Origin of the sequence: Mesorhizobium sp. INR15, from assembly GCF_015500075.1 — a bacterium.
In the GTDB taxonomy this organism is placed as follows: Bacteria; Pseudomonadota; Alphaproteobacteria; order Rhizobiales; family Rhizobiaceae; genus Mesorhizobium.
In genome coordinates, this window is sequence record NZ_CP045496.1 from 5092373 (window position 1) to 5109053 (window position 16681).

Genomic DNA, 16681 nt, shown 5'->3' on the forward strand with positions numbered 1-16681 from the left:
CCTTGAGGGGGAGACACCCGCTTCATCCAAATTTCCCTGTCCTTGGGAATCCCTTCGGCACCATGCGTCCGGCCGAAGCGCGGGCGCCGATCCATTCGGCAAGCTCCTCCCGTGACCGGGCGAAGGTCCGGTCAGCTGAATCCTGCCAGGAGAGGCCGCTTTCAAGCGTGAACGGCTTGAGATCGAGGAGGCCGCCATCCTTGTATTTCTGCAGCCGCACGCCCTTGCCTCGGCCCATCTCCGGAATCTCGGCCAGCGCGAACACCAGCATCTTGCGGTTTTCGCCGACGATGGCGAGATGATCGCCACTGACCGGAATGCAGCGCTTGGCCTCATCGGGCGCCTTGACGTTCATCACCTGCTTGCCCTTGCGGGTGTTGGCGACGACTTCCTCTTCCGGCACGATGAAGCCATTGGCGTCATGAGAGACCAGCAAAAGCTTGCGCTTCGGATCATGAATGAAGGCGATGACGATGTCCTGGTCATTGTCCATGTCGACGATGATACGGATCGGCTCGCCGTGGCCGCGTCCGCCCGGCAAGCGGTCGGCGCCGATCGTGTAGAACTTGCCGCCGGTGGTGAAGACCAGCACCTTGTCGGTGGTCTGAGCATGGAAGGCCAGCTTGAGGCTGTCGCCCTCCTTGAAGGTCAAGGTCGAATAGTCGGCCAGGTGACCCTTCATGGCCCTGAGCCAGCCCTTTTCCGAAACCACCACGGTCACAGGCTCGCGCTCGATCATGGCGTGCGCGATATCGGTCAGGTCATGCTCGGGCGCGTCCGCGAACTGGGTGCGGCGCTTGCCGATTTCGGTCTCGGGCCCGTATTTGTCGCGAACGTTGGCGACTTCCCACTTGATGGTCGCCCACTGCTTTTCGTTCGACGCGAGCAGCGCCTCGATCTGTTTCTTTTCCGCGCTCAGACCGTCGAACTCGGTGCGGATCTCGAATTCCTCGAGCTTGCGCAAGGCGCGCAGCCGCATATTGAGGATAGCTTCGGCCTGGGTGTCGGTCAGCGACCAACGGGCCATCATCACTTGCTTGGGCTCATCCTCCTCGCGGATGATGCGGATGACCTCATCGATGTTGAGGTAAGCAATCAGGTAGCCGGCGAGGATTTCCAGGCGCCGCTCGATTTCGCCGAGGCGATGTTTGGAGCGGCGGATGAGCACATCGCGGCGATGCTCCAGCCATTCCTTGAGCACGCCTCTCAGCGACAGGACGTTAGGCACCTTGCCGCGCGACAGGACGTTCATGTTGAGCGGGAAGCGGCTTTCAAGCTCGGTGAGCTTGAACAGCGATTCCATCAGGATGCCGGGATCGACCGAACGGCTTTTCGGCACCAGCACGACGCGGACGTCCTCGGCGCTCTCGTCGCGGATGTCCTCGAGCAACGGCAGTCTGCGAGCGATCAGCAGCTCGGCGATCTTCTCGATCAGGCGGGCCTTCTGGACGCCATAGGGGATTTCGGTGACGACGATGTTCCAGGTGCCCCTGCCCTGGTCCTCCTGGCCCCATTTGGCGCGAACACGAAAGCCGCCGCGGCCGGTCTCGTAGGCTTCCAGGATCGAGGCTCGGCTGTCGACGATGATGCCGCCGGTCGGGAAATCCGGCCCCTGCACGAAGTCCATCAGCTTCGCCACCGGCGCGTCCGGATGCTCGATCAGATGCAGTGCGGCATTGCAAAGTTCGGCGGCATTGTGCGGCGGGATAGAGGTGGCCATGCCGACCGCGATACCCGACGAGCCATTGGCAAGCAGGTTGGGGAAAGCGCCGGGCAACACGACCGGCTCTTCGTCTTCTTCGTTGTAAGTGGGGCGGAAATCGACCGCGTCCTCGGTAATGCCTTCAAGAAGCAGCGTCGACACTTCGGTCATGCGCGCTTCGGTGTAGCGCATGGCGGCGGCGTTATCACCGTCGATATTGCCGAAATTGCCCTGTCCGTCGACGAGCGGATAGCGCATCGAGAAGCTCTGAGCGAGCCGCACCAGGGCGTCATAGATCGACTGGTCGCCATGCGGGTGGAATTTGCCCATCACCTCGCCAACGATGCGGGCGCATTTGGCAAAACCCTGCTCGGGATTGAGGCGCAACAAGCGCATGGCGTGCATGATGCGGCGATGAACCGGCTTCAGCCCATCGCGCACGTCGGGCAATGCCCGGTGCATGATGGTCGACAGCGCATAGGCAAGATAGCGCTCTTCCAGCGCCTTCTTCAAATCGACCGGTTCGATATGATCGCCGCCGCCATCTTCAGGCGGCAAAAGCCTTTTTGCCATGTGGTGGGACTAACCGAGCGGGTGATTCGCGGCAAGAGGCCGTCGGATCCGCCACCCCCTTGTGCAACGTGAAATCGAACGCGAGGGTTGTCAGCCAACATAAGCCTGTTACATGCGGCCTCTATGGGCAAGCATGATGATAGCAGGCAAACCGATCTTCAATGACAAATTCACCGGTTTGCGCAAAGACAGCGAGATCGGTTTGCCTTTCATCGGGATTTTTGACCAATGTGTCGGGATACGCCTTTTTCCCGTCCAGTTCGTCACGGAATGGTGATGGCGCAAAGAATTGAAAAACACTTCTCAGGACACTCTCTCAGGGAACTTGCGATGACAATCAAACGCTCAACTCTCCAGAAACTGGCCTTTTCGACCTTCCTGCTGACCCTCCCACTGAATGCGGCGCTGGCGCAGGACACGGCTGTCGCTGACCGGCTGAAGGCAACACTTGCAGCCCAGGGCATTGAGATCTCCTGGACCGGCGTGACCGGCGACGACTCAAGCATGGTGTTGCAGGGTGTCTCCGTGAAGCCAGCGGCGGAAAAGGAAGCCCTCGCCATCGGCGACGTCAAGCTTGAAGGTGTCACCGCTGCAAACGGCGGCTTTGATATCGCAACGGTGTCGACGTCGGCATTCACGCACAGCCAGGATGGCGTCACCCTTAACCTCACCCCGTTCGTCATTCATGACATGACGGTTCCGGCTGAAGGCGCAACGGGCCCGCTTGGTTCGCTGATGATGTACAAGTCAGCCGAACTCCAGAACATGACTGTCAAGGTCGCCGACAAGACCGCCTTCTCGATGGACGGGCTTGCCATCGAAATCACGCCGCCGGCTGACGGCAAGGCGATGGAATTCACCGGCACCACCGAAAAGTTCACCGCTGACCTGACGCTAGTCGACGACGCGAAGTCCAAGGAAGTCATCAACGCGCTTGGCTACCAGAACATCAAGGGCAATTTCGAGATGGCTGGCACCTGGCAGCCAGCGGACGGCAAGATGGAACTGTCGAAATACGACATCTCCATCGAGAACGCCGGTACGCTCGGCATGACCTTCGATCTCGGCGGCTACACGATGGACTTCATCAAGTCGCTGCAGGAAATGCAGAAGAAGATGGCGGCGCAACCGGAAGGCGCTGATAAATCGGCGCAAGGCATGGCCATGCTCGGCCTGCTGCAGCAGCTTTCGTTCAACAGCGCCTCGATCCGCTTCGACGACGATTCGCTGACCAACAAGGTGCTGGACTATGTCGGCAAGCAGCAAGGCATGTCCGGCAAGGACATTGCCAACCAGGCCAAGGCAATCGTGCCGTTCGGCATGGCGCAGCTCAACAATCCGGAACTGACCGCACAAGTGACGGCCGCTGTCAGCAAGTTCCTCGACGATCCGAAGAGCCTCGAAGTCTCGGCCGAGCCACCGGCATCGGTGCCATTCGCGCTGATCATGGCTGGTGCCATGTCCAACCCGCTTGACCTGCCGAAGACGCTGGGCGTCACGGTCAAGGCCAACGAGGACTGATCGAAGCGACATCAAGATACGAAAAAGCCCGGCAGCGATGCCGGGCTTTTTTGTGAGATTAGCGAATCGAAAGAATCGGTTCTGGCATTTTTTTAAAGCGGTGCCAGAAGCAGCTCAGGCGTCCTTCTTGGTCGGCGCAACGCGTAGCGACAATTCTCGAAGCTGCTGCGGGCTTGCCTCGGACGGCGCGCTCATCAACAGATCGTAGGCCTGCTGGTTCATCGGGAACATGGTGATTTCGCGCAGGTTCTTGGCACCGACCAGAAGCATGACGACACGGTCGACGCCAGCAGCCATGCCGCCATGCGGCGGCGCGCCATACTGGAACGCACGATAGAGGCCGCCGAAGCGATCCTCGACCGTCTGACGATCCAGCCCGACCATCTCGAAGGCTTTGACCATGGTTTCCGGCAGATGGTTGCGGATACCGCCCGAGGCAATCTCGAAACCGTTGCAGACCATGTCGTACTGGAACGCCTTGATGCCAAGCGGCTCCCCGCCGTTCAAGGCGTCGATGCCGCCCTGCGGCATCGAGAACGGGTTGTGGGCGAAGTCGATCTTCTTCTCGTCTTCGTTCCATTCGAAGAACGGGAAATCGACGATCCAGCACAGCTCAAAACGCTCACGGTCGACGAGGTTCAACTCCTCGCCCGCACGAGTCCGCGCAGCGCCTGCGAAGGAGACGAATTTCTTCGGATCACCGGCAACGAAGAAGGCGGCATCGCCATCGGCCAGGCCAAGTTGCTGACGGATCGCCTCGGTGCGCTCCTCGCCGATGTTCTTGGCCAGCGGACCTGCGCCCTCGACCTTTTCGCCTTCCTTGCGCCAGAAGATGTAGCCGAGACCCGGCTGCCCCTCGCCTTGCGCCCAGGAATTCATGCGATCGCAGAACGCGCGTGAACCGCCAGTCTTGGCGGGAATGCCCCAGACCTCGGCCTTCGGATCGTTGGCCAGGATGTTGGCGAACACCTTGAAGCCGGAGTCGCGAAAATGGTCCGACACAGCCTGCATCTCGATCGGGTTGCGCAGGTCCGGTTTGTCGGAGCCGTATTTGCGCATCGCGACATCATAGGGAATGCGCTGGAACTTCTGCGTCACCGGCTTGCCGTTGGCGAACGTCTCGAAGACGCCGCGCATCACGGGTTCCATGGTCGACAGCACGTCGTCCTGCTCGACAAAGCTCATTTCAAGGTCGAGCTGGTAGAATTCACCCGGCAGCCGGTCGGCGCGCGGGTCCTCGTCGCGGAAACACGGCGCGATCTGGAAATAGCGGTCGAAGCCCGACACCATGATCAGTTGCTTGTACTGCTGTGGCGCCTGCGGCAGCGCATAGAAGGTGCCGGGATGAATGCGCGACGGCACCAGGAAGTCGCGCGCGCCTTCCGGCGACGACGCGGTCAGGATCGGCGTCGAGAATTCGGTGAAGCCGACCTCGTCCATGCGCTTGCGCATTTCGGCGATGATCTTGGTACGCGCCACGATGTTCTTGTGCAGCGTGTCGCGGCGCAGATCGAGGAAGCGGTACTTCAGGCGGATGTCCTCGGGATAGTCCGGCTCGCCGAACACCGGCAGCGGCAGTTCCTTGGCCGCCGACAGCACCTCGATCTCGCGCGCGAAAATCTCGATCTCGCCGGTCGGCAGGTTGGCGTTCGTGGTGTCGGCCAAACGCGCCTTGACCTCGCCATCGACGCGGATGACCCATTCGCCGCGCACGGTCTCGGCGATCTTGAAGGCCGGTGAATCCGGATCGGCGACGATCTGGGTCAGGCCATAGTGATCGCGCAGGTCGATGAACAGCAGGCCGCCATGGTCGCGCACGCGATGGACCCAGCCCGACAGGCGAACGGACGAGCCGACATCGCTCTTTCTCAACTGGGCACAGGTGTGGCTGCGGTAACGATGCATTGTCATTGGTAAAGTCCGGATGCTGGGTTGCGAGCCGAAGCATCTGCCCGGCTCGAAATTTGCGCGAAAAGCGCATGAGAGGTCCTGTTTGTCAAGGTAAACGGGCGCTGCAACCACAATAGGAGGGGAATTGCTGCTGGCATTGCGGAGAGTGATGGTTCAATAAGGGATCATCGATAAGTGATTGCTTTTCATGTCTTCCATCCGTCCGCTGATTCCGCTCCTGATTGCCGCCGGCATCCTGCTTGGCGGCAATGGCCTGCAGAGCACGCTGATTGCCTTGCGCGGCGCGCAAGAGGGTTTCTCGCCGGCGATCATCGGACTGATGGGCACTTTTTACTTCGCCGGCTTCCTGCTTGGCTGTCTTGCCATCACCCGCATCATGAAGGCCGTCGGCCATATCAGGGCTTTTTCCGCGCTGGCGGCAATCGCCTCGGTTGGCACCTTGCTGCTGGTTCTGGTCATCGATCCAGTGATGTGGTGCGCCGTGCGTTTTGCCGGCGGCTTCTGCTTTGCTGGCCTGTTCACCATCGTGGAAAGCTGGCTCAATTCCGGCGTCAGTAACCATGACCGCGCGCGGGTGCTGGCGATCTACCGCATGGTCGACACCGGCTCGGTGACATCAGCGCAGTTCCTGATCCCGGTTTTTGGCGCCGGCGGCTTCACCACCTTCGCCATCATGTCGATCATGATCACGCTGTCGCTGGTGCCGGTGTCGCTCGGCGACCGCTCCAACCCAACGCCACCGGAAGACGTCAAGCTCGATCTGGCGCGTGTCTGGCGGATCTCGCCGCTAGGCTGTTTCGGCTGCATCGCCGTCGGCGTCACCAACAGCGCCTTCCGCACGCTGTCGCCGGTCTATGCCGAGCAGATCGGCATGTCGGTGGCCGATGTCGTCACCTTCGTCAGCGTCGGCATCTTTGGCGGCGCCATCATCCAATACCCGCTCGGCTATCTCTCCGATCGGTGGGACCGGCGGTCAGTGCTTTTGATGACAACTTGCTGCGCGATGCTGTCCGCGCTGGCGCTGGTGTTTATCGCTGGCAGCAATCCGTCCCTCAACTTCATCATCATCTTCATCTTCGGCTGCTTTGCCATGCCGCTCTATTCGCTGTCGGCGGCGCATTCGAACGACCGCGCCGACAAGGGCGAGTTCGTGCTCATCAACGCGGCGCTGATGCTGTTCTATTCCTTCGGAGCCATCGGCGGACCATTCGCGGCCTCGACGGCGATGCAGTATTTCGGACCAAGCGCGCTGTTTGTGTTCAGCGCCGTGGTCTATGCAATCTTCATCGCCGTCATCCTCTACCGGATGCAGGCCAGGTCCGGCGTGCCGGCAGGCAAACGCGGCCGCTTTATCGCACTTTTGCGTACATCGACGGTTTTCGCGCGGCTGGCCAAAAGAAATGGCGACTCTGAAGGGTCGGCGGACCAATGATCAAGGTGCCCGCGCTTGACGAAAGCCTTGCCGGCTGAAATTGAAGAGGGCCTTACTCTTTGCCAAAAGCGATTTGATGCACGTCATCACCACCCAGAAAGAACTCGAAACAGTTCTTGCCGCGTTCGAAAAGTCGGAATTCGTCACCGTCGATACCGAATTCATTCGTGAAACGACCTTCTGGCCGATTCTGTGCCTGATCCAGATGGCCGCGCCCGGCGTGACCGCGCTGATAGACCCGCTGTCGCCAGACATCGATCTGAAGCCGTTCTTCAAGCTGATGGCCAATGAAGCCGTCGTCAAAGTTTTCCACGCGGCCCGGCAGGACATCGAAATCATCGTTCATCTCGGTGATCTCGTGCCGCACCCGGTGTTCGACACCCAAGTCGCTGCAATGGTCTGCGGCTTCGGCGACAGCGTTTCCTACGACCAGCTCGTGCAGCGGATCACCGGCGCTCGGCTCGACAAGTCCTCACGCTTCACCGACTGGCGCCATCGGCCGCTTTCCGAAAAGCAGCTCGACTACGCGCTGGCGGACGTCACCCATCTGATCGAGGTCTATCAGCACCTCAATGCCGAGCTGGTGCGGGAAAACCGCGCCCACTGGCTGAACGAGGAAATGGAGGTGCTGACTTCGCGCGAGACCTACGATCCGCACCCCGAGGACGCCTGGAAGCGGCTGAAAATGCGGCTGCGCAAGCCCCAGGAACTGGCGATTGTGCAGGCGGTGGCAGCATGGCGTGAACGCGAGGCGCGCGAACGCGATGTCCCGCGTGGCCGTGTGCTGAAAGATGACGCCATCTACGAAGTGGCGCAGCAGGCGCCGCGCGATGCTGCCGCGCTTGCCAAGCTGCGCACCACGCCGAAGGGCTGGGAGCGATCCTCGACCGCAACGGCGCTGCTTGGCGCGGTCAACGCGGCACTTGCCTTGCCGCGCGAAGAGATGCCGAAGCTGCCGAAGAATTTCCAGCCGCCGGAGGGTTCAAGTGCCGCGGCCGAGCTGCTGAAAGTGCTGCTCAGGATCGTGGCCGAGAAGCAAGGCGTGGCTTCCAAGGTTCTGGCTTCGAGCGACGACATCGACCGCATCGCCGCCGAAGGCGAGGAGGCCGACGTGCCAGCCTTGCAGGGCTGGCGGCGTGCGGTGTTCGGTGACGCGGCCCTCAAACTGGTGCGCGGCGAGATCGGCATCAAGTTCGACAAACGCAAGATCGCGGTGTTCGACCTCTAGGTTTGGTCTAGACCACCGTGAGCAGGTGAAGCGCGAACCAGATCCAGGCCAGCGCCAGCACCACCGCGCAGACGTAAAAGGCACGGCTGCGCAGCCGTAGTGAATTGCTTGTCAGGTGAGCCCAGGAATGGAAGTAGCGCGACAGGATGAAGAGCCACATCAGCGCCAGTGTCAGGTAATTGACGCCGTTCGTCACATAGAGCGCCAGGCACAAGACATGGAACAGCACCGGCAGTTCGAACTGGTTGATCAGATTGTTGGCAACGGTGACGCTGGAAGCCGGCTCGGTCGAGCGTACCTTGTACTGGCCGACCTTGGCTTCGCCTGATGTGACGGCGAAATATCGGCGCCGGCCCATCACTCCATAGACGATATAGATCAGCAGCACATGCGCAAGCATCGGCCAGAAAATCGCGGTCTGGTTCATCAAACTCCCCTACCCAAATGTTCGATCAAGCTTGGCTTCGCCTCTGGCCCGCCAGCCAAAAAGCGGCAATGACAATCACCGGGACGGCGAGAAGCGCGAATTTGGTGACGATCAACGCCGAGGCAAGAGACAGCGAATCCGGATTGGCCGACAGGAAGTCCGACAGCAGCCGCGCCACCGCGAGATTCTGGGCATAGTCGGCAAATGTATAAGGCAGGACCAGAACCAGGGCGCAGATTGACTGCATCTGCCCCGGCAGCGCACGGAAAGTCTCCAGTCTCCTCCCGGTAGCCAGAAGCAGACTGACCAGCGTCAGCGACAACAGCGCCGGGAACAGCAGGTCGAAGGTCAGATAGTGCCAAACGAGAATGATCTCGCCGCCGCGCCGGCCAAGAGCCGTCAGCCAGGCCATGCCTTCGTCGGGCGTGAAGCCGGTAAAACGCATGTCGAGCGACGGCAAGCCGCCGCTCAGCCGGCGGAAATAGAAGAATTCCAGCATCGTCATGGCAGCGAAAACCGCGGCCGAAAGAAAGCACAGGGCTCCCGCGTGACGCGACAGCCGCAGGATCATCACCGGTAGACGCCGGCTGAGCCCGTAAGAATCAAGCTCCGCCGGGATAGTTCGGGCTTTCGCGGGTAATCGTGACGTCATGGGCGTGGCTTTCACGAAGTCCGGCATTGGATATGCGCACAAAAGTGGCGCGGTCGCGGAAATCAGCAAGATCGCGACCACCAACATAACCCATAGCGGCTTTCAGGCCGCCTGCAAGCTGATGCAGCACACCAGACACAGGTCCTTTGTAAGGAACTTGTCCTTCAATGCCTTCCGGTACCAGCTTCAGCGTGTCCCGTACCTCGGCCTGGAAGTAGCGATCGGCGGAACCACGCGCCATCGCGCCGACCGAGCCCATGCCGCGATAGGCCTTGAAGGAACGGCCCTGGTGCAGATAAACCTCGCCCGGGCTTTCGTCCGTCCCGGCAAGCAGCGAACCGATCATCGCCGCGCTCGCGCCGGCGGCGAGCGCCTTGGCGAGATCGCCGGAATATTTGATGCCGCCGTCGGCAATCACCGAAACGCCCGACTTATGCGCCCTTTCGACAGCTGACATGATCGCCGAAAGCTGCGGCACACCAACACCGGCAACGATTCGGGTGGTGCAGATGGAGCCCGGGCCGATGCCAACCTTGACGGCGTCGGCGCCCGCGTCGATCAGCGCCTGCGTGCCGTCGCCGGTGGCGACGTTGCCGGCCAGGATGCGGACCGAGTTGGAAAGCTTCTTGGCGCGTGTCACCGCGTCTAATACGCGCTGCGAGTGGCCATGCGCGGTATCGATGACCAGAAGGTCGACACCAGCCTCGATCAGGCGTTCGGCGCGCTCGTAACCATCGTCGCCAACACTGGTGGCAGCGGCGGCGCGCAGGCGCCCTTGCGCATCCTTGGTGGCGTGTGGGTTGAGCTGCGACTTCTCGATGTCCTTGACCGTGATCAGGCCGACGCAATTGCCTTGCCTGTCGACGACGACGAGCTTTTCGATGCGGTGCTGGTGCAAAAGCCGCTTGGCTTCATCCTGATCGACGTTCTCCTTGACCGTGATCAGGTTCTCACGGGTCATCAACTCGTAGACCTTCTGCGACGGGTCGGAAGCGAAGCGCACGTCGCGGTTGGTGAGGATGCCGACCAGCCGACCGATCTTCTGGCCGCCAGTGCCGCCATTCTCAACCACCGGAATGCCCGAGATCGAGTAGGTCCGCATCAGAGACAACGCATCTGCCAGCGTGGCGTCGGGGCCAATGGTGACAGGATTGATCACCATGCCGGACTCGAATTTCTTGACCTGCCGCACCTGCTCGGCCTGTTCGGCCGGCGAGAAATTGCGGTGGATGACCCCGATGCCGCCGGCCTGCGCCATGGCGATGGCAAGGCGCGCTTCGGTGACGGTGTCCATGGCGGCGGAAAGGATCGGCACGTTGAGGTCGATGTCGCCGGCAATGCGGGTGCGGACATCGGTTTCGCCTGGCATGACCTCGGAATGGCCCGGCTGCAGCAGCACGTCGTCAAAAGTCAGCGCCAGTGCGCCGGTGGAGGTTTCGATGATTTTTGCCATGGCCAGACCCTATTGCGCTGCTCCCAGGAGAGGCGATTTCGGGTTCGCCACTCTGGAATGCGTGAAAAGCGCTGGACCGGTTTGGACAGCGCCGACTCGTCTTCTTCCCTTTCAGGATTGGCGCTGGCTGGTAACACGTCCCGCCGCCGATGAAAAGCCGATGATGCGCCCTCGCGGCAAGCTGTCGCCATCCGGATATCGGCAGGAAACGCGCTACACCGCGGCGATGGGACCGTCGATGACCGGGAACCGGTGTCCGGTCGCACAAACGTGACAGCAATTTAACACGACACCGGGTCCTAGCCATGGTAACCGCCGGTTCTGTCGGCTTGCCCCAGCCGACGGCGCAACTTGAAATCGGGACGCGTTCCTTGAACCGCACCATTCCGCTTATCCTGGCGGTCGCCCTATTCATGGAAAACATGGATTCGACCGTTATCGCGACGTCGCTTCCGGCGATCGCCATCGACATCCACACCAGCCCGATCGCGCTCAAGCTGGCGCTGACCGCCTATCTCGTATCGCTGGCGATCTTCATCCCGATCAGCGGCTGGATGGCCGACCGCTTTGGCGCCAAGAACGTGTTTCGCGCCGCGATCGCGGTGTTCATCGTCGGTTCGGTTGCCTGCGCCATCTCCAATTCGCTGCCGGCTTTCGTGGTGTCACGCTTCCTGCAAGGCATAGGCGGGGCGATGATGACGCCGGTCGGGCGCCTCGTCCTGGTGCGTGCGACGCCCAAGAGCGAGCTTGTCGCGGCGATGTCCTGGCTGACCGTCCCTGCCCTGGTCGGGCCGCTGGTCGGACCGCCAGTCGGCGGCTTCATCACCACCTATTTCACCTGGCATTGGATCTTCCTGATCAATGTGCCGATCGGGGTGGTCGGCATCTGGCTGGCGACGCGCTTTCTGCCGGAAACGGAACCGAGCGAAACCCCGCCGCTCGACTTCATCGGCTTTGTCCTGAGCGGCCTTGCCGCCTCCGGCGTCGTCTTCGGCCTGTCCGTGGTCAGCCTGCCGGCGCTGCCGCCGATGGCAGGGGTCATCACCGTGGCGGTCGGCTTGATCTCAGGCGGGCTCTATCTGCTGCACGCGCGCCACGCGCAAAATCCGCTGTTGGCGCTGGACCTGTTCCGCAACCAGGTGTTCCGCTCGTCCGTGCTTGGCGGCGGTCTGTTTCGCATCGGCATCGGCGCAGTCCCTTTCCTGCTGCCGCTGATGTTCCAGATCGGCTTTGGACTGACACCGTTCCAGTCGGGCATGATTACCTTCGTGTCGGCGCTCGGCGCCATCGGCATGAAGTTCGTCACCGCCCTGATCTTCAGGGTTGCCGGCTTTCGCCGCGTGCTGATTGTGGGGTCGCTGGTCGCGGCGGCATCGGTCGCCGTCAACGGCTTGTTCACGCCCGACACGCCCTATGCCCTGATGCTGGCCATGCTTCTGGTCGGCGGCTTCATCCGTTCGATGTTCTTCACCGGCGTCAACGCCTTGGCCTATGCCGAGGTTTCGGCCGCCGACACCAGCAAGGCGACGCCGATCGCGGCGGTATTCCAGCAGCTCTCCATCGCGCTTGGCGTGGCCGTGGCCGGCGGCATCCTGGAAGTGTCGACGAGCCTGCATGACCGCTCGCTGACACTGGCCGATTTCCACACCGCTTTCTTCATTGTCGCGGCGATTTCGGCCGCCGCATCACTGTCATTCATGCGGCTGGCGCCGGATGCCGGCAACGCTGTCTCCGGTCATGGGCGGCTGACACCGGCAAAGACCCTGGAGCCGGTGAGCCCGCCCGGAAATTGACTGGACCTCAGACTTCGGCCAGCAGCGCCCCTGTGCTACGCCCTGAGCTATATCGTCGGGAAGTGGCAGGCCACTTTGCGGCCGGTTCGATATTCTCTGAGCTCCGGCCGCTCCGAACGGCAGCGTTCCACGGCGATCGGGCATCGTGGATGGAACCGGCAGCCGGATGGAGGGTTGAGCGGGCTTGGCACATCGCCGGTGAGGATGATGCGCTTGCGGGTCCCGCTGGGCGTTGTCTCGACGACAGGAACCGCCGAGATCAACGCCTGGCTATAGGGATGAGCCGGTGTTGCAAACACCTCTTCGGCCGGCCCTTCGTCGACGATGGAGCCGAGATACATGACCGCGATGCGGGTTGAGACCTGACGCACCACCGACAGGTCGTGGGCGATGAAGATGTACGTGAGCTTCAGCTTCTCCTGAAGATCGGCAAGCAGGTTGACGATCTGCGCCTGCACCGACACGTCGAGCGCGGAGACGGGCTCATCCAGCACGACGAGATCAGGATTGAGGGCAATCGCGCGTGCGATGCCAACGCGCTGACGCTGCCCGCCGGAGAACTCGTGCGGATAGCGCATGACATGGTCCGGCAGCAGCCCAACGAGGTCGAACAGTTCCGCGACACGCTTGGTGATCTCGCGGGAAGACAGCTTGGTGTGGATACGCAGCGGCTCTGCCACCAGGTCGCCGACGCGGCGGCGCGGGTTGAGCGAGGCGGACGGATCCTGGAACACCATTTGCAGGCGGCGCCGAAGCGGCCGGAGCTCGGACAGCGACTTCGAAGTGATATCGTCACCTTCGAACAGGAGTTCGCCGTCTGAAATGTCGTAGAGCCTGACTAGGCAGCGTGCCAGCGTGGACTTGCCACACCCCGATTCCCCGACCAGTCCCACTGTCTCGCCGCGTTGCACGGTCAGGGAAACGTTGTCGACCGCATGGACGGTCCGCTTGCCTTCGGCGGAGAACCGCGTGCCGATCGAGAAGCGTTTGCCCAGCGAACGCGTTTCGAGAATTGGCCTGTCTTTGTCGGTCATCGATCCGCTCATGCCTGTGCCACCCGGAAGCATGCAGCGGCATGCGTGCCGTCGCCAAGGTCGGGCTTGCCGGTCTCACACGGCTCGAAATGAACTGGACAGCGCGGGCTGAACGCACAGCCCTGAGGTAATCGCAGCAGCGACGGCGGAGAACCGGGAATAGCCGGCAGCCGGCGCGGTTTTGCGCCGGTGAGCGGCGGGATCGAGCCAAGCAGCGCGGTTGTGTAGGGGTGCCGCGGATCGGCAAACAGCTCCGTGCGGCTGCCACGTTCCACAACACGGCCCGCATACATGACCATGACGCGGTCGGCGAGTTCGGAGACGACGCCCATGTCATGCGTGATGAAGACCACCGCTGAATTGTGCGTGGTGCGCAGCTTGCGCACGAGATCGAGAATGCCGGCCTGCACCGTGACATCCAGTGCCGTGGTTGGTTCGTCCGCCACCAGCAATGCCGGATTGCAGGACAGGGCCATCGCAATCACCGCCCGCTGGCGCATGCCGCCGGAAAGCTGGTGCGGGTAGCGCGACATCGCTTCGTGCGGATTGGGGAAATTGACCTCCGCCAGCAGTTCTTCAACGCGCTCCATGGCCTTGGATTTGCTGATGCTGCGATGAGCGCGGATCTGCTCGGCGATCTGCCAGCCGATTGTGTAGACCGGCGTCAGCGCCGTCATCGGGTCCTGGAAGATCATCGCGATCTCGTTGCCGCGCAGGCGCCTGAGTTCGCGCGCCGGCAGTCCCACCAGTTCACGACCCTTGTAGAGGATCGAGCCTTCGATGATGGCATTGGGATCGGTGATGAGACCCATGACGGCGAGCAGCGACACGGTCTTGCCGGAGCCGGATTCGCCGACGACACCGAGAATCTCGCCCTCTTCGAGATCGAAGGAAACGCCGTCGATGGCCCGCACCAGGCCGTCATTGGTGCGGAAGGATACCCTGAGGTTGCGCACTGACAGTATCATGATGTCCTCAGGCGCGGATCGAGAAGGATGTAGACGAAATCGACAACCGCGTTGGCGACGACAACGAACATGGAGGCGTACATCACCGTTGCCATGATCATCGGCAGATCGAGGTTTTGCAGCGCGTCATAGGTGAGTTTGCCGATGCCGTGCAGCCCGAACACCACCTCCGTCAGCAGGGCCGAGCCGCCGACCAGCGCGCCGAAATCCAGGCCGAACAAGGTGATGAAGGCAATGAGCGACGTTCGCAGCGCATGGCGCAGCAGGATGCGGGTTTCCGACAGGCCCTTGGCGCGGGCGGTGCGGATGTAGTCCTCCTGCAAGGATTCGATGATGGCCGCGCGCAAGACACGCCCGTAGATGCCGATGTAGAGAATGGCCAGCGTGATCCACGGGATGACCAGCGTCAGGAACCAGCCTTTCGGATCGTCGGAGAAATTCTTGTAGCCAAGCGGCGGCACCCAGGAGAACAGCCAGCTGTCGTGATAGCGGCTCTGGGTGATCAGGTTCATCACCTCGCCCAACCAGTAGACCGGCATGGAAATGCCGAGCAGACCCAAGGCCATCAGAAGCTTGTCCAGCCAGCTGCCGCGGGTGGCGGCGGCGGCGATGCCGATGATGATGGACACCACCACCCACAGGATCGCGGCACCAAACACCAGCGACAGCGTGACCGGAATGGAATCCAGCACGGCCGGCACCACCTTCCAACCGCGATTGACGAAGGAGGTCAGGTCGCCGGTGACGAAGATCTTCTCCATCATCGTTACATATTGGACGTAGAGCGGCCGGTCGAAGCCGAAGCTGTGGCGAACCGCTTCCAGCACTTCGGGCGAGGCGTTGCGGCCGGCGATGCGCGCGGCGGGGTCGGAACCCGGCGTGGCGAAGAAAATCAGGAAAACGATGACCGAAATGCCGAACATCACGAACAGCATCTGACCGAAACGGCGCAGGATTGCGTAGATCATCAGTCGCGCCCCAGGCGAACCTTGGAGCGCGGGTCGAGCGCATCGCGCAGACCGTCGCCGAAGACATTAAGCGCCATGACGGAAACGGCTATCGCCAGGCCCGGCACCAGCGCCACCAGCGGCCGTGTGTAAAGCAGTGCCTGTCCGTCCTGGATGATGGTGCCCCAGCTGGCGGCCGGCGGCTGCACGCCGATCGAAAGGAAGGAAAGTGCTGATTCCGTGAGCATGTTCAGCGCCATCATCAGCGGCACGAAGACAATGAGCGTGGTGGTGATATTGGGCAGGATATCGCGCCACAGGATGCGCCATCCCGGTACGCCCAGATTGATCGCCGCCAGCACGAATTCGCTGTGCCGCAGCGACAAGACCTGCCCGCGTATCGGGCGCGCCACATAGGGCACGTAGACGATGCCGATGATGATGACCGGCAGCCACAGACTGCCGGACTCAATCTCAATCGGCCCGATCGAGATGCCTTGCGCGATGGTGACGATGGAAAGCGAAATCGCCAGGAGATAGATCGGAAACGCCCACAGGATATCGAGGAGGCGCGACAGCACGGTATCGGTAATGCCGCCGAAATAGCCGGCGATTAGGCCCGCCGCCGTGCCGATGATCAGGGTGAATATGGTGGCTGCCCCCGAAATCAGCAGCGAGGAAAGGCCGCCATAGAGCATCCTGGCCATGACATCGCGCCCCTGGCTGTCGGCGCCGAGGAAATAGGTGCCGAGCTGCCAGGTCGGGCCGATCGGCGTGTAGCCAAGCCCGAGCCCCTCGGTCGACGGCTCCATCACCGGAACGTCGGCGCCGTCGATCTGGATGACGGCGTCGAGCGTTGATGCGAACGGATCGACGCCCGCCCAGTGCGCATAGAGCGGCGCACTGAAACAGGCAGCGACGACGAGGAGGAACACGGCCAGGGACGCCATGGCGGCCCTGTCCCTTGCCAGCTTCGCAAACGCGACGGCCCAGGGCCCTCGCGTCTTGCGCGGCATGACAGCGGCTTGGTTCGACACGCG

General features: G+C 61.9%; 13 protein-coding genes. 4 read left to right on the top strand and 9 right to left on the bottom strand.

Annotated features, from left to right (window positions below; translation table 11 throughout):
* Positions 1 to 22 precede the first annotated feature (22 nt).
* Positions 23 to 2275 (bottom strand): DNA topoisomerase IV subunit A, encoded by a 2253-nt coding sequence (gene parC / locus GA829_RS24930; protein WP_195175248.1) that lies wholly within the window; start codon positions 2273 to 2275, stop codon positions 23 to 25.
* A 330-nt stretch (positions 2276 to 2605) separates the two neighbouring features.
* Between parC and GA829_RS24935 the strand changes: the two genes are divergently transcribed.
* A complete protein-coding gene (locus GA829_RS24935; protein WP_195175249.1) occupies positions 2606 to 3796 on the top strand; it encodes a hypothetical protein in 1191 nt (396 codons plus the stop codon).
* A 114-nt stretch (positions 3797 to 3910) separates the two neighbouring features.
* On the opposite strand, the gene aspS is transcribed toward GA829_RS24935, so the two are convergent.
* A complete protein-coding gene (gene aspS / locus GA829_RS24940; RefSeq protein WP_195179798.1) occupies positions 3911 to 5701 on the bottom strand; it encodes an aspartate--tRNA ligase in 1791 nt (596 codons plus the stop codon).
* 193 nt (positions 5702 to 5894) lie between these two features.
* Here aspS and GA829_RS24945 point away from each other — a divergent pair, with 193 nt between their 5' ends.
* Both GA829_RS24945 and rnd read left to right on the top strand, forming a co-directional pair.
* Positions 5895 to 7139, top strand: a complete 1245-nt coding sequence (locus GA829_RS24945; RefSeq protein ID WP_195175250.1) for an MFS transporter — start codon at positions 5895 to 5897, stop codon at positions 7137 to 7139.
* A gap of 76 nt (positions 7140 to 7215) precedes the next feature.
* On the top strand, positions 7216 to 8367 hold the full coding sequence (gene rnd / locus GA829_RS24950; protein ID WP_195175251.1) for a ribonuclease D: 1152 nt from the start codon (positions 7216 to 7218) through the stop codon (positions 8365 to 8367).
* A gap of 7 nt (positions 8368 to 8374) precedes the next feature.
* On the opposite strand, the gene GA829_RS24955 is transcribed toward rnd, so the two are convergent.
* From GA829_RS24955 to guaB, 3 genes are read right to left on the bottom strand one after another with little or no spacing between them, the layout of a single operon-like run.
* On the bottom strand, positions 8375 to 8794 hold the full coding sequence (locus GA829_RS24955) for an MAPEG family protein (RefSeq protein WP_195175252.1): 420 nt from the start codon (positions 8792 to 8794) through the stop codon (positions 8375 to 8377).
* Between the two features lie 25 nt (positions 8795 to 8819).
* A complete protein-coding gene (locus tag GA829_RS24960) occupies positions 8820 to 9365 on the bottom strand; it encodes a hypothetical protein (RefSeq protein ID WP_195179799.1) in 546 nt (181 codons plus the stop codon).
* A 31-nt stretch (positions 9366 to 9396) separates the two neighbouring features.
* Positions 9397 to 10899 carry an IMP dehydrogenase gene (gene guaB / locus GA829_RS24965; protein ID WP_195175253.1) on the bottom strand — a complete coding sequence of 501 codons (1503 nt, stop codon included), beginning with the start codon at positions 10897 to 10899 and terminating at the stop codon, positions 9397 to 9399.
* A gap of 371 nt (positions 10900 to 11270) precedes the next feature.
* Here guaB and GA829_RS24970 point away from each other — a divergent pair, with 371 nt between their 5' ends.
* Positions 11271 to 12692 carry an MFS transporter gene (locus GA829_RS24970; RefSeq protein WP_195175254.1) on the top strand — a complete coding sequence of 474 codons (1422 nt, stop codon included), beginning with the start codon at positions 11271 to 11273 and terminating at the stop codon, positions 12690 to 12692.
* A gap of 47 nt (positions 12693 to 12739) precedes the next feature.
* On the opposite strand, the gene GA829_RS24975 is transcribed toward GA829_RS24970, so the two are convergent.
* From GA829_RS24975 to GA829_RS24990, 4 genes are read right to left on the bottom strand one after another with little or no spacing between them, the layout of a single operon-like run.
* The gene (locus GA829_RS24975) at positions 12740 to 13726 is read right to left on the bottom strand and encodes an ABC transporter ATP-binding protein (RefSeq protein WP_195175255.1); all 987 of its coding nucleotides are present in this window, start codon (positions 13724 to 13726) and stop codon (positions 12740 to 12742) included.
* Positions 13727 to 13734: 8 nt separating this feature from the next.
* Entirely contained in the window at positions 13735 to 14694 is a 960-nt protein-coding gene (locus GA829_RS24980) for an ABC transporter ATP-binding protein (RefSeq protein WP_195175256.1), read from the bottom strand.
* A complete protein-coding gene (locus tag GA829_RS24985) occupies positions 14691 to 15662 on the bottom strand; it encodes an ABC transporter permease (protein ID WP_195175257.1) in 972 nt (323 codons plus the stop codon). The genes GA829_RS24980 and GA829_RS24985 overlap by 4 nt, the downstream gene beginning before the upstream one ends.
* Positions 15662 to 16678, bottom strand: coding sequence for an ABC transporter permease (locus tag GA829_RS24990; RefSeq protein WP_195175258.1), 1017 nt, complete (start codon positions 16676 to 16678; stop codon positions 15662 to 15664). Before GA829_RS24990 ends, GA829_RS24985 begins: the two co-directional genes overlap by 1 nt.
* Between the last annotated feature and the right edge of the window lie 3 nt (positions 16679 to 16681).

Excerpts from the sequence above, each read along its gene's own strand:
- parC (WP_195175248.1), bottom strand. The coding sequence starts at position 2,275 with ATGGCAAAAAGGCTTTTGCCGCCTGAAGATGGCGGCGGCGATCATATC.
- GA829_RS24935 (WP_195175249.1), top strand. The coding sequence starts at position 2,606 with ATGACAATCAAACGCTCAACTCTCCAGAAACTGGCCTTTTCGACCTTC.
- aspS (WP_195179798.1), bottom strand. The coding sequence starts at position 5,701 with ATGCATCGTTACCGCAGCCACACCTGTGCCCAGTTGAGAAAGAGCGAT.
- GA829_RS24945 (WP_195175250.1), top strand. The coding sequence starts at position 5,895 with ATGTCTTCCATCCGTCCGCTGATTCCGCTCCTGATTGCCGCCGGCATC.
- rnd (WP_195175251.1), top strand. The coding sequence starts at position 7,216 with ATGCACGTCATCACCACCCAGAAAGAACTCGAAACAGTTCTTGCCGCG.
- GA829_RS24955 (WP_195175252.1), bottom strand. The coding sequence starts at position 8,794 with ATGAACCAGACCGCGATTTTCTGGCCGATGCTTGCGCATGTGCTGCTG.
- GA829_RS24960 (WP_195179799.1), bottom strand. The coding sequence starts at position 9,365 with ATGATCCTGCGGCTGTCGCGTCACGCGGGAGCCCTGTGCTTTCTTTCG.
- guaB (WP_195175253.1), bottom strand. The coding sequence starts at position 10,899 with ATGGCAAAAATCATCGAAACCTCCACCGGCGCACTGGCGCTGACTTTT.
- GA829_RS24975 (WP_195175255.1), bottom strand. The coding sequence starts at position 13,726 with ATGACCGACAAAGACAGGCCAATTCTCGAAACGCGTTCGCTGGGCAAA.
- GA829_RS24980 (WP_195175256.1), bottom strand. The coding sequence starts at position 14,694 with ATGATACTGTCAGTGCGCAACCTCAGGGTATCCTTCCGCACCAATGAC.
- GA829_RS24985 (WP_195175257.1), bottom strand. The coding sequence starts at position 15,662 with ATGATCTACGCAATCCTGCGCCGTTTCGGTCAGATGCTGTTCGTGATG.